Origin of the sequence: Pseudomonas chaetocerotis (assembly GCF_015712105.2) — a bacterium.
GTDB lineage: Bacteria > Pseudomonadota > Gammaproteobacteria > Pseudomonadales > Pseudomonadaceae > Aquipseudomonas > Aquipseudomonas chaetocerotis.
The window spans coordinates 186,292-198,584 of the sequence record NZ_JACFYX020000001.1 but is presented as its reverse complement, the minus strand read 5'-3'; the positions used below and the strand labels follow the sequence as shown (position 1 = coordinate 198,584).

The following is a 12,293-nucleotide window of genomic DNA, read 5'->3' as shown; positions in this document are numbered from 1 at the left end:
CTGGCTGCCAGGTCGCGATTTGCGCCGACCTCCATCCATTCGCCGGAAGATCCTGTCGATATGTTTGCGCCTCTGTTTAGAAAACTTTTCGGAAGTAAGAATGAGCGTGAAGTCAAACGCTTGCTCAAGGCGGTGCAGTCCGTCAACGTTCTCGAAGAGCAGATGATTGCCCTTTCGGACGAGCAACTGCGTGGCAAGACCGAAGAGTTCAAGGGCCGTCTGGCTCAGGGCGAAACCCTCGACAAGCTGCTTCCCGAAGCCTTCGCTGTGGCCCGTGAGGCCGGCAAGCGCGTGATGGGCATGCGCCACTTCGATGTGCAGTTGATCGGTGGCATGACCCTGCACGAAGGCAAGATCGCCGAGATGCGTACCGGTGAGGGCAAGACGCTCGTAGGTACCCTGGCGGTCTATCTCAACGCACTGTCCGGCAAGGGCGTGCACGTGGTCACGGTCAACGAATACCTGGCCCGCCGCGACGCCAACTGGATGCGTCCGCTGTACGAGTTCCTTGGCCTGTCCGTCGGTATCGTCACCCCTTTCCAGCCCCCGGAAGAGAAGCGCGCCGCTTACGCCGCCGACATCACCTACGGCACCAACAACGAATTCGGTTTCGACTACCTGCGCGACAACATGGCCTTCAGCCTGGAAGACAAATTCCAGCGTGAGCTGAATTTTGCCGTGATCGACGAAGTCGACTCCATCCTCATCGACGAAGCCCGTACTCCGCTGATCATCTCCGGTCAGGCCGAAGACAGCTCCAAGCTGTACATCGAGATCAACAAGCTGATCCCGCGCCTCAAGCAGCACATCGAGGAAGAGGAAGGCGTGGTGACTCAGGAAGGTCACTACAAGGTCGACGAGAAAACGCGCCAGGTCGAACTCAACGAGGCCGGCCACCAGTACGTCGAGGAGATGCTCACCACTGCCGGTCTGCTGGCCGAAGGTGAAAGCCTCTACTCCGCGCACAACCTCGGCCTGCTGACCCACGTGTATGCCGGCCTGCGTGCGCACAAGCTGTTCAACCGCAATGTCGAGTACATCGTGCAGAACGGCCAGGTGATCCTGATCGACGAGCATACCGGCCGTACCATGCCGGGGCGTCGCCTCTCCGAGGGCCTGCACCAGGCCATCGAGGCGAAGGAGGGCGTGAATATCCAGGCCGAGAGCCAGACCCTGGCCTCGACTACCTTCCAGAACTACTTCCGCCTCTACAACAAGCTGTCCGGCATGACCGGTACCGCCGATACCGAGGCGTTCGAATTCCGGCAGATTTATGGTCTGGACGTGATGGTGATCCCGACCAACAAGCCGGTCGCGCGCAAGGACTTCAACGATCTGGTCTATCTGACCCAGGAAGAGAAGTACCAGGCGATCATCGCCGACATCAAGGATTGCCAGGCCCAGGGCCGTCCGATTCTGGTCGGTACCGCCACCATCGAAACGTCCGAGTACGTCAGCCAGTTGCTGGACAAGGAAGGCATCGAGCACAAGGTGCTCAACGCCAAGTTCCACGACAAGGAAGCCGAGATCATCGCCCAGGCCGGTCGTCCGGGGGCGCTGACCATCGCCACCAACATGGCGGGCCGTGGTACCGACATCCTCCTCGGTGGCAACTGGGAAGTGGAAGTCGCGGCGCTGGAAAACCCCACCGACGAGCAGATCGCGCAGATCAAGACCGAGTGGCAGAAGCGTCACCAGCAGGTGATCGAAGCGGGTGGCCTGCACGTGATCGCCTCCGAGCGCCACGAGTCGCGTCGTATCGACAACCAGCTGCGTGGTCGTGCCGGCCGTCAGGGCGATCCGGGTTCCAGCCGCTTCTACCTGTCGCTGGAAGACAACCTGATGCGTATCTTCGCCTCGGATCGGGTGAAGAACTTCATGAAGGCCCTCGGCATGCAGTCCGGCGAGGCCATCGAGCACCGTATGGTCACCAACGCCATCGAGAAGGCTCAGCGCAAGGTCGAAGGGCGTAACTTCGACATGCGTAAGCAACTGCTCGAGTTCGACGACGTGGCCAACGAGCAGCGCAAAGTGATCTATCACATGCGCAACAGCCTGCTGGCTGCCGAGAGCGTTGGCGACACCATCGCCGAGTTCCGCGAGGAAGTGCTGACCGCAGCGGTCAACAACCATATTCCGCCGCAGTCGATGCCAGAACAGTGGGACGTGTCGGGCCTGGAGTCGACGCTGCAAAGCGACTTCGGCATCAAGCTGCCGATCCAGCAGTGGCTGGATGAAGATGACAAACTGTACGAAGAAACCCTGCGTGAGCGCATCCTTGCCGAGCTGCTGAGCGCATACAACGAGAAGGAAACCCAGGCCAGCGCCGAGGCCCTGCGTACCTTCGAGAAGCAGATTCTGCTGCGCGTGCTGGACGACCTGTGGAAAGACCACCTGTCGACCATGGATCACCTGCGTCACGGCATCCACCTGCGTGGTTATGCACAGAAGAACCCGAAGCAGGAATACAAGCGCGAGTCCTTCGCCCTGTTCCAGGAACTGCTGGAGTCGATCAAGCGCGACGCCATCCGCGTGCTCAGTCACGTTCAGGTGCGTCGCGAAGACCCGGCCGAAGAAGAAGCCCGACTGCGTCGCGAAGCCGAAGCCATGGCCGAGCGCATGCAGTTCCAGCACGCCGATGCTTCGGCCCTGGCAGCTGAAGAGAGCAATGGCGAAGAGGGCGACGTCGCCGTGGCCGCAGCACCAGTACGCGCCGAGCAGAAGGTCGGCCGCAACGAGCCGTGCCCTTGCGGTTCGGGCAAGAAGTACAAGCACTGCCACGGTCAGATCGGCTGATCATGGCAGGTGCGCGCCGCTAACAGGCTGTTGAAAAACTACCTGCGTTGCCATTGCTGCGTTAAAAACAGGCTCAAAATGCTCATTTACAACACGTAAACTGCGCTTTTTCGCCTGTTTTTGCCTTGCACTGGCTGCCTCGCCTACGCTTTTCAACGGCCTGCCAAGGCGCTTGCAGTAGAGAGGGCTTCGGCTATGCTGTCGCCGCCCTCGATGACGCCGCGACGGCTCTGCCGCTCGCGGCGTTTTACCATCTTTCAGACCGCCTGGCGGTCGGCAACGTCTCACAAGGAGCTCACCTTATGGCTGTTGGTCTTGGCCCGCTGTCTACCCTGCACCCGGTTCCTGGTTTCGAGTTGGGCATCGCCTCAGCCGGTATCAAGCGTCCCGGGCGCAAGGATGTGGTGGTGATGCGTTGTGCAGAAGGTTCGCGCATCGCCGGTGTGACCACCACCAACGCCTTCTGCGCGGCCCCAGTGCTGATCACTCGCGAGCGTCTGGGTGGTGAAGTGCGTTACCTGCTGACCAACACCGGCAATGCCAATGCCGGCACCGGCGCCGATGGTCTGGCCCGTGCGCGCCGTGCCTGTGCGCGGCTGGCCGAGTTGACCGGTGTGACCGAAAACGCCGTGCTGCCGTTCTCCACCGGTGTGATCGGAGAGCCGCTGCCGGTCGAGAAGATCGAGTCTGCGCTGCAGGCGGCGCTGGATGATCTCAAGGCCGACAACTGGGAAGCAGCGGCCACCGGCATCATGACCACCGACACTCTGCCCAAGGGCGCAAGCCGGCAGTTCCAGCACGATGGTGTGACCATCACCGTCACCGGTATCTCCAAGGGCGCCGGCATGATCCGTCCGAACATGGCCACCATGCTCGGCTACATCGCCACTGACGCCAAGGTGGCCCGGGGCGTGCTGCAGGATCTGGTGCGCGACGCGGCGAACAAGTCGTTCAATCGCATCACCATCGATGGTGACACTTCCACCAATGACTGCTGCATGCTGATCGCTACCGGCCAGGCTGCATTGGCGGAAATCACCGAGGCCTCCGGTGAGTTGTTCGCCAAGCTCAAGCAGGCTGTGTTCGAGGTATTCATGGAAGTGGCTCAGGCCATCGTCCGTGACGGCGAGGGTGCGACCAAGTTCGTTACCGTACAGGTCAACGGCGGTGGCACGCATCAGGAGTGCCTGGACGTGGCCTACGGCGTGGCCCATTCACCGCTGATCAAGACCGCGCTGTTCGCCTCCGATCCGAACTGGGGGCGCATCCTGGCCGCCGTGGGCTATGCCGGAGTGCCGCAGCTGGACGTGAGCAAGATCGACGTGTTTCTCGGCGAAGTCTGCATCGCCAGCAAGGGCTGCCGTGCGACCTCATACACCGAAGAACAGGGCGCGGCGGTGATGGCCCGTGAGGAAATCACCATTCGCATCGAGCTTGGCCGCGGCAGCTGCAGCGAGACCATCTGGACCACCGACCTGTCCCACGAGTACGTCAAGATCAACGCCGAATACCGCACCTGATCGCGTCCTGCTCGTCCGTATTCCCGCGCCTCATGACCCCATGACGCGCGGGAATTTGCTATTCGGGGTGCAGGCTTTTAACGTCGAGCGACTTCATTCCCGAGGACGCGCGAGATGGCCCTGAAACTGGTAATTGGCGACAAGAACTATTCCTCCTGGTCGTTGCGCGCCGCTCTGGCAGTCGAGCTGGCTGGCGTGGAATGTGACGAGGTGCTGGTGCGTCTGTATCAGCCCGATAGTCGTGCGCAACTGCTGTGTCATTCGCCTACTGGCAAGGTGCCGGTTCTGCTGACTGAGCAAGGGCCGGTGTGGGATTCCCTGGCGATAGCCGAGTATCTGGCCGAGTGCTATCCCGAAGCGCAGCTGTGGCCGCAGGATCGTCAGGCCCGCGCCTTGGCGCGTAGCGTCTGTGCGGAGATGCACAGCGGCTTCAGCGCTCTGCGTAGCCACCTGCCGATGGACCTGGCGCGTGACAAGGCGTTGCTCGAGCTACCGGATGCGGCGCAGGCCGATATCGATCGCATTTGCGCAATCTGGGCCGGTTGCCGCGAGCGCTTCGCCAGCACCGGCAACTATCTGTTCGGTCAGGCCTGCATTGCCGATGCCTTCTATGCGCCTGTCGCCGCGCGTCTGCGCAGTTATCATGTGGCGCTGCCGACAGCGGCAGCGGCCTATGTCGAAACCATCTATCGCTGGCCGGCATTCCAACGCTGGTATCAGGCGGCATTGCAGGAGGTAAAGGGGTGAAACGCGTTCATGTCGCAGCAGCGGTGATTCGGGGTGCCGATGAACGCATCCTGATCGCCAGGCGCCCGCAGGACAAGCACCAGGGCGGTCTGTGGGAATTTCCCGGCGGCAAGGTGGAAGAGGGCGAGGCCGTGCGCGTCGCCCTCGATCGCGAGCTGGAGGAGGAACTGGGTATTCGTCCGCAGGCTGCGCGCCCGCTGATCCAGATTCGCCACGATTATCCGGACAAGCAGGTGTTGCTGGACGTCTGGGAAGTCTCGGGGTTCAGTGGCGAGCCGCATGGCGCAGAAGGCCAACCATTGGCCTGGGTCAGCGAGCGGCAATTGCTGGAGTACGAATTTCCTGCCGCGAACAAACCCATAGTCGCCGCCGCGCGCCTGCCCGAGCGCTACCTGATCACCCCGGATGGCCTGCAGCCGAGTGAGCTGCTCGCCGGCATCCGCAACGCCCTGGCGCAGGGCGTGCGACTGATCCAACTGCGTGCGCCGAACATGTTCGACCCGCAATACCGCGACCTCGCTGTCGATGTGCAGGGCCTGTGTGCCGGTAAGGCACAACTGATGCTCAAAGGGCCGCTGGAGTGGCTGGGAGACTTTCCTGCGGCCGGCTGGCACCTGACCGCCGAGCAACTGCGCAAGTACGCCGCTGGTGGCCGCCCGTTCCCTGAGGATCGCTGGTTGGCTGCGTCCTGCCACAATGCCGAGGAGCTGGCGCTGGCCATGGAGATGGGCGTGGACTTCGTCACCTTGTCGCCGGTGCAGGCGACCGCGACTCATCCCGAGGCGCAGCCGCTCGGCTGGGACGCCGCGCGCGAGATGCTGACCCATTTCAACCTGCCGGCTTATCTGCTGGGCGGCGTAGGCCCGACGGATATCGAGCGCGCCTGGCAGGTTGGCGCCCAAGGTGTGGCCGGTATCCGCGCGTTCTGGCCGCAGTAGGGGCGCCGCGGGCACCGAGCTGGCCGGGGTAGGGGGCGCTGTGCGTACCGAGCGGTAATCGCAGCATTGCGGGTGCGCACGGCGCACCCTACGCACAGCTTTTAGCCTTACGGTTTGTTGGCCGCCTTCCACAGCACTTCAGCGATGCCCTGGCGCTTGGCGATCAGGCGGGCAACGACGAACAGCAGGTCGGAGAGGCGGTTGACGTAGGCCAGGCCCTCACCGCGCAATGGCTCGACGGCATTGAGGTGCTGGCAGCGACGTTCGCTGCTGCGCGCGAAGCTGCGGCAGACGTGGGCCTGTGCGATCAGCCTGGAGCCGCCCGGCAGAATGAAGTTTTCCAGTGGCCCGACCTCCTCGTTCCAGCTGTCGATGGCCACTTCAAGGCGTTCCACCTCCACCTGTTGCAGAGCCTGATACTCGGGCATCGCCAGTTCACCACCTAGATCAAACAGGCGATGCTGGCAGGGGCTCAGCACCTCGCTGATCTCCTTGAGTGCCGGCCAGGTCGTGGCGGCATCATCCAGTTCAGCCAGTAGCAGGCCGAGCTGGCTGTTGAGCGTATCCAGCTCGCCGATGGCCTCGATTCGTGGGTGGTCCTTGCCGACCCGGCGGCCGTCGGCCAGGCCGGTCTCCCCCTTGTCGCCGGTACGGGTATAGATCTTCGAGAGTCGAAAGCCCATGGCTCAGAGTCCTGTGTGCTCGGGCAGGGAGGCCAGCGGCAAGCGCAGGGTGAAACAGGTGCCCTGGCCTGGCGTCGAGTGGACCTCCATCTGCCCTTTGTGATTGTTGGTAATGATGAAGTAGGAGACCGCCAGGCCGAGTCCGGTGCCCTGGCCGACCTCCTTGGTGGTGAAGAAGGGTTCGAAGATGCGTTTGCGCACCGCCTCGCTCATGCCGGTGCCGTTGTCTTCCACCTGAACCTCCGCCCAACTACCGGTCTGCCGAGTGCGCAGGATGATGCGGCCGGGCTCGGTGTCCTGGTCGCGCTGGTGAATGGCCTGGGCGGCGTTCTTCAGCAGGTTGAGCAGTACCTGCTCAAGTTCGTTGGCGGTGCCGGCTACCGAACCCAGCAGCGGATCGAACTGGCGCACGATTTCCAGGGCCTTGAAGTCGAAACTGTCGGTCAGGTCGAAGTCATTGCCGGCGATCTCCAGAGCCTGGTCGATCAGCGCCGGCAGATCGCAGGGGGCTAGCTGGCGGTCGCTACGCCGGCTGAAACTGAGCATGTGGCTGACGATCTTGGCGGCGCGCTGGCCGGCCTGCTGGATGCCGTCGAGCAGGCGCGGTACCTCACGGGCCTCCATATAGTGCTCAATGGCAGGCAGGCTGACGCCGGCTTGCTCGGCCTGTTCGATGTTCTTTTCCAGGCCGGGCGACAGCCGCCGACGGATGTTCTGCACGTTGTGCAGGATGGCGCCGAGCGGGTTATTGATTTCATGCGCCATGCCTGCCGCCAGTCCGCCGACTGAAAGCATCTTTTCCGACTGCACCATCATTTCTTCCAGTGCCAGGCGCTGGGTGATGTCGTCGATACGGATCACCACGCCCCGGCCGGCACTGCCCATAAGCGGGTAGAAGGTCAGGGCGTAGTGGTGGGGCTCTTCATCCTTGTGCCAGGTAACGCGCTCGATCTTCTCCACGCGATGTTGCTCGGCGGTGCGTTTGAGCTGTGCGAGAAAGGGTTTGAGTGGCGGGAAGGCGAGAAATACCGGCTGATTCAGCGCCTCTTCCAGGCGCGTACCGGACAGGGCGCTGGCCTCCTGGTTCCACTGCGTCACGTAGAGCTGTTCGTCGAGAGCGATCAGCGCCGAAGGCATGGAGTCGATGATGCTGTTGAGGTAATTCTGAAAACCGGTGAGTTTCTTCTCGATCTTGCTGCGCACCTGCACTTCCAGCTCCAACTTGCGGTTGGAGTGGCGGGTTTCTTCGGCCAGGCTCTGCGCCTGATCGAAGGCCTGCTGGGCGTCGTCGCGGGCACGCTTGAGCTGCTGCTCGCGGGCCTCCATGCGCATCAGCATGGTGTTGAACGCATCGGCCAGGCTACCGATCTCGTCCTGATTGCCGCGATTGGCACGCAGCGCATAGTTCTCTTCGCGGGTGACTTGGCGCGACAATTCTTCCAGGCGGCGAATGGGTTTGGTCACCAGGCGTTTGATCTGCCTGGCCACCAGCATCCACAGCAGCACGCTGAACGCCAGAATGACCAGGCTGGCGGTCAGGGTGCCGGTATAGAAAGCGCCAGGCAATTCGCTGGAAGCCACCAGCAGCAAGGCGCCGGGACGACCACTGGGGTGCGGCAGGTCGACCAGCAGGTTGGTGCGAAAGGCTGTTTCGCGCCAGTTCTGCAACTGGCCCAGTTGCTGCGGCAGCTGCAATTTTTCCCCTCGCTGCAGTTGTGCCAGGCTGTTGCCATTGCTGTCGTAGATAACCGCTGCGCGCAGGGGGGCATAGTCATCCAGGCGTTTGAGCACGGCCTCGGCCGATGCTGACGAGTGCAAGGCCTCCTTGCTCAGCGTCGGGCTGGCGATCAGGCGACCGAGGGTGTGCAGGGCCTGCGGTGCCATGCTCTCCTGGGTGATCCAGTAGGCTGCGCTGATGAAAGCCAGATTGGCTACCAGCATCACAGCAGCGAGCAACACCAGCAGCGCGGCGAGCAGTTTGCGGCCCACTGGCAGATTTTCGAGGCGCTGACGCAGTCTCATGAGGTTATCGTTGTGGTGAGTGAAGGCGGCAGGTTAGCGCGGCTGTCAGGCCATTGCCTACTGCCTGTGCAGGGCGGGTGCAACCCGCCAAGCTGCGAGTGATGGGTTACACCCGGCCTGCGTACTCAATCGAGGGGCAAACCCCGTTCACGCAGGTGGCTCAGCAGGCGCTGCTGCAGATGCTGCAGGTGCGGCACATGCAGTTGATGACGCTGCGCCGATGCGCAGGCGTAGCCAAGCAGATAGCTGATCTCGGTGCGACGTCCCTGAGTGACGTCCTGATGCATGGACGAATAGTTCGCTGCGGTGGCGAGGATCACGCGCTGGACTTCCTCGTGCAGATTCTCCGCAGCCGCCGGTTGGCCGCAGCGTTGCAGCAACTCGTCGAGTTCGGCGCACAGTGTAGCAACTTCAGCAGGGTGCTCGGTCAGGCCGCCATTGCGGCAGTCGTGCAGTACGGTGAGCGGGTTGATCGCGCAGTTCAGCGCCAGCTTGCGCCACAGGCGCGTGAGGATATCCGGGCTCCACTGGTGAGCGATGCCCGCGCGCTGCAGTTCGTTCAGCCAGGTTGGTGGCTGGGGATCGCTCGGGTCGCCCAGCCAGTTGTGGCCATTGCCGGCGAACACCACCTGAAAGTCGCTAGGGCGAAAAGCGCCTTCGGTACTGGAGACGAAAAGGCAGCGCTGCCTGGGGAGGCGTTGGGCGACTTCATCCTGGCTGCCCAGGCCATTTTGCAACAGCAGCAACTCGGCACCCGGGGCCAGGCGTTCGGCGATGGTCGCCACCGCGCTTTGTGCGTCATAGGCCTTGCAGGCGAGCAGCAGGCGATGGATTGGCGTATCCGCTTGCGGCAACTCTGCGGCAATGGCGTATTGCTGAGGCTGGCCTGCCTCGACCAGCGTTAGCCCGCCGGCCTGGCGATAGGCTTCGAGGCGTTGCGGGTTGCGCAGGATCAGCCTCACTGGCAGGCCGGCGCGGGCCAGGCGTGCAGCCCAGAGGCTGCCGAGGCTGCCGGCACCGAGGATGTGCCAGGTCACGGCAGAGGCAGGCGCATGGCTGCGACCCGGCCGCTGGCGTAAGACTCTGGCAGCAGATTCTGCGCATGCTGAATCAGTTGCTCGGGATCAGTGGGCAGCACCTTGGCGTCCAGACCGACCAGGCTGATACCGGCTTTCAGCGTAATGAAACCTTCGCTGGTCTTGAACGCTTTGAAGTTGAGGCCTTCGTGCAAGCGCTTGAAGCTGCTCGGTGAGCATTCGTGCAGGTCTTCGAGCAGGGTGATAAGGCCGAAGTGGTTGTCATCCAGGCGCGTCAGCACGTCCAGTGGCCTGACAAGCTGCTGCAGGCGTCGTGCGACGCCATGCAGCAGTTCGTTGAAGAAGCGGTCACCGTACTGGTTGCGCAGCTGACCGGCGTCCTGCAGGCCGATCAGCAGGTAGCACACGGCGCCGCCTCGCGATTCGATCTGGCGCAGGCTGTCGGTGAGCTTCTGGCGCAGATAGCGCGGGTTACCCAGGCCGGTGAGTGGATCGACCAGATTGCGTCGCTCCAGGCTGGCGATGTTCTGCGTCAGCATGCGATTTTCGTGCAGCAGGCGCTGCAGGGTGTTGCACAGGCGATCAGCGGCGTACACGCGTGGCACCAACTGTTCGTTCATCGCCGCCTTGCTGATGAAGTCATCGACGCCACGGTCGAAGGCTTCGCCCAGGACATTTTCGCCTTCCTTGCCGGTCAGCAGGATGATGTAGGTGTAGTGGTCGGCGGTCTCGTCCAACTGGCGTACCCGTGCGGTCAGCTCCAGGCCGTCGATCTCGGGCATCAGCCAGTCTGCCAGAAGCACGCTGGCGGGGCGCTGTTCGAGCAGCTGCAGCGCTTCGCTGGCGCTGCTGGCGAAGCGCACGTCCTGATAGCCGGCCTGGCTCAGTGCGCGACCGATCATGGCACTGGAGAACTTGGCGTCGTCCACCACCAGGATGCTGAGATGGGGGTTGGGCATGGGGCTGGCTCGCAGGCAGAGAGGAAGGACGCCAAACGGCGTGTATCAGTCTGGATATAATGGGCCCGCCATAGTTATCGTCAAGTCAGGCGCGTTCACTCCGTGAAGAGGATCGCGCCGTCCATCAGGAGCCCGCTCATGCCTTCGTTCGACATCGTGTCTGAACTGGACAAACACGAACTGACCAATGCGGTCGACAATGCCATCAAGGAGCTCGACCGCCGTTTTGACCTGCGTGGTAAATGCAGCATCGAGAGCAAGGACAAGGCGCTGACCTTGACCGCCGAAGCCGAGTTCATGCTCGAGCAGATGCTCGACATCGTGCGCAGCAGCCTGGTCAAGCGCAAGATCGACTGCCAATGCCTGGAAACCAAAGATCCCTATGCCTCGGGCAAGGTGATGAAGCAGGAAGTCACCTTCCGTGAAGGTATCGACAAGGAGCTGGCGAAGAAGATCGTCGCCCACATCAAGGACGCCAAGCTCAAGGTGCAGGCCGCCATCCAGGGTGAGCAGGTGCGCGTCACCGGCAAGAAGCGCGACGATCTGCAGGAAGCTATCGCGCTGCTGCGTGGTCACGAATTCGGCATGCCGCTGCAGTACAACAACTTTCGCGATTGAACCTTTGTGGCGCTGAGGCGTCGCAGGCTAGGTTGATAGCATTTTGACCGCCATGGCATGCCATGGCGGTTTCGTTTCATGCACAGGAAAACGGGAGTACCCCTATGGAGATGAACGTCGACGAACTGGTCAAGCTGTCCGAGGCCTGGCTGCCTGTGGTGCTTGAGTACAGCGGCAAGCTGACCCTGGCACTGATCACGCTGCTGATCGGTTGGTGGCTGATCAGCAGGCTCACCTCCAGCATCGGGCGCATGCTCGAGGCGCGCAAGGTCGATCGCGCGCTGAGCAGTTTTATCAGCAGCCTGGTCAGCATCGTGCTGCGCATTCTGCTGCTGATCAGCGTGGCGTCGATGGTCGGTGTGGAGACCACTTCGTTCATCGCCATGATCGGTGCAGCGGGGCTGGCCATTGGCCTGGCGCTGCAGGGCAGCCTGGCCAACTTCGCGGGCGGTGTGCTGATCATGCTGTTTCGCCCGTTCCGCGCGGGCGACTGGATCGAGGGGCAGGGCGTTTCCGGTAGCGTCGACAGCATCCAGATCTTCCACACCACGCTGAAAACGGCGGACAACAAGGTGGTGATCGTACCTAATGGCGCGCTGTCCAACGGCCATATCACCAATTACTCGCGTGAGCCGCGTCGGCGTGCCGACATCAATATCGGCATCGACTACTCCAGCGATATCAAGCGTGCCCGTGAAGTACTGCTTGATATCGCCAAGGACCCGCGTGTTCAGATTGATCCCGCACCGGTAGTCTTCGTGACCGGACTGGGCGACAGCGCCGTGAACATCTCGCTGCGCGTATGGGTGGCGACCGGTGATTTCTGGCCGGTGACCTTCGAGTTCACCGAACTGGCCAAGGAGCGTCTGACCGAGGCGGGTATTGGTATTCCGTTCCCGCAGCGGGTGGTGCATCTGGCCAAGGCCGATTGACACTCACCACAAAAAAAGCCCCGGTCGATCCGGGGCTTTTT

9 protein-coding genes and 1 pseudogene are annotated in these 12,293 nt (G+C 62.4%); 6 read left to right on the top strand and 4 right to left on the bottom strand.

From position 1 onward, the window contains the following. The first annotated feature begins 60 nt into the window (after positions 1-60). The 4 genes from secA (at position 61) to H3221_RS00955 (ending at position 6,001) form a co-directional block, all read left to right on the top strand. Positions 61-2,796, top strand: a complete 2,736-nt coding sequence (gene secA, locus H3221_RS00970) for a preprotein translocase subunit SecA (protein WP_196473698.1) — start codon at positions 61-63, stop codon at positions 2,794-2,796. A gap of 302 nt (positions 2,797-3,098) precedes the next feature. Then, positions 3,099-4,316, top strand: a complete 1,218-nt coding sequence (argJ, locus tag H3221_RS00965) for a bifunctional glutamate N-acetyltransferase/amino-acid acetyltransferase ArgJ (RefSeq protein ID WP_196473697.1) — start codon at positions 3,099-3,101, stop codon at positions 4,314-4,316. Between the two features lie 114 nt (positions 4,317-4,430). Next, complete coding sequence (locus tag H3221_RS00960; protein WP_196473696.1) at positions 4,431-5,063, top strand: glutathione S-transferase family protein; 633 nt, start codon at positions 4,431-4,433, stop codon at positions 5,061-5,063. Further along, complete coding sequence (locus H3221_RS00955) at positions 5,060-6,001, top strand: Nudix family hydrolase (protein WP_196473695.1); 942 nt, start codon at positions 5,060-5,062, stop codon at positions 5,999-6,001. Before H3221_RS00960 ends, H3221_RS00955 begins: the two co-directional genes overlap by 4 nt. 107 nt (positions 6,002-6,108) lie before the next feature. Here the strand turns inward: H3221_RS00955 and H3221_RS00950 are convergent, their stop codons facing one another. The 4 genes and pseudogenes from H3221_RS00950 to H3221_RS00935 form a co-directional block, all read right to left on the bottom strand. Next, positions 6,109-6,684, bottom strand: a complete 576-nt coding sequence (locus H3221_RS00950) for a cob(I)yrinic acid a,c-diamide adenosyltransferase (RefSeq protein ID WP_196473694.1) — start codon at positions 6,682-6,684, stop codon at positions 6,109-6,111. Positions 6,685-6,687: 3 nt separating this feature from the next. Then, entirely contained in the window at positions 6,688-8,706 is a 2,019-nt protein-coding gene (locus H3221_RS00945; RefSeq protein ID WP_196473693.1) for an ATP-binding protein, read from the bottom strand. Positions 8,707-8,831: 125 nt separating this feature from the next. Further along, the gene (locus H3221_RS00940; RefSeq protein ID WP_196473692.1) at positions 8,832-9,743 is read right to left on the bottom strand and encodes a putative 2-dehydropantoate 2-reductase; all 912 of its coding nucleotides are present in this window, start codon (positions 9,741-9,743) and stop codon (positions 8,832-8,834) included. Further along, positions 9,740-10,705: pseudogene (locus tag H3221_RS00935) on the bottom strand (response regulator); the annotation flags it as partial. The pseudogene H3221_RS00935 and the gene H3221_RS00940, both read right to left, overlap by 4 nt. Positions 10,706-10,840: 135 nt before the next feature. Here H3221_RS00935 and H3221_RS00930 point away from each other — a divergent pair. Together H3221_RS00930 and H3221_RS00925 are read left to right on the top strand one after the other, a co-directional pair. Further along, positions 10,841-11,320, top strand: a complete 480-nt coding sequence (locus H3221_RS00930; protein WP_074675821.1) for a YajQ family cyclic di-GMP-binding protein — start codon at positions 10,841-10,843, stop codon at positions 11,318-11,320. A gap of 104 nt (positions 11,321-11,424) precedes the next feature. Next, positions 11,425-12,252 (top strand): mechanosensitive ion channel family protein, encoded by an 828-nt coding sequence (locus H3221_RS00925; RefSeq protein ID WP_196473691.1) that lies wholly within the window; start codon positions 11,425-11,427, stop codon positions 12,250-12,252. The last annotated feature ends 41 nt before the right edge of the window (positions 12,253-12,293 follow it).

Bases quoted from the DNA above. Each gene is read 5' to 3' on its own strand.
- argJ (WP_196473697.1), top strand. From the start codon at position 3,099: ATGGCTGTTGGTCTTGGCCCGCTGTCTACCCTGCACCCGGTTCCTGGT.
- H3221_RS00925 (WP_196473691.1), top strand. From the start codon at position 11,425: ATGGAGATGAACGTCGACGAACTGGTCAAGCTGTCCGAGGCCTGGCTG.
- H3221_RS00960 (WP_196473696.1), top strand. From the start codon at position 4,431: ATGGCCCTGAAACTGGTAATTGGCGACAAGAACTATTCCTCCTGGTCG.
- H3221_RS00950 (WP_196473694.1), bottom strand. From the start codon at position 6,684: ATGGGCTTTCGACTCTCGAAGATCTATACCCGTACCGGCGACAAGGGG.
- secA (WP_196473698.1), top strand. From the start codon at position 61: ATGTTTGCGCCTCTGTTTAGAAAACTTTTCGGAAGTAAGAATGAGCGT.
- H3221_RS00930 (WP_074675821.1), top strand. From the start codon at position 10,841: ATGCCTTCGTTCGACATCGTGTCTGAACTGGACAAACACGAACTGACC.
- H3221_RS00945 (WP_196473693.1), bottom strand. From the start codon at position 8,706: ATGAGACTGCGTCAGCGCCTCGAAAATCTGCCAGTGGGCCGCAAACTG.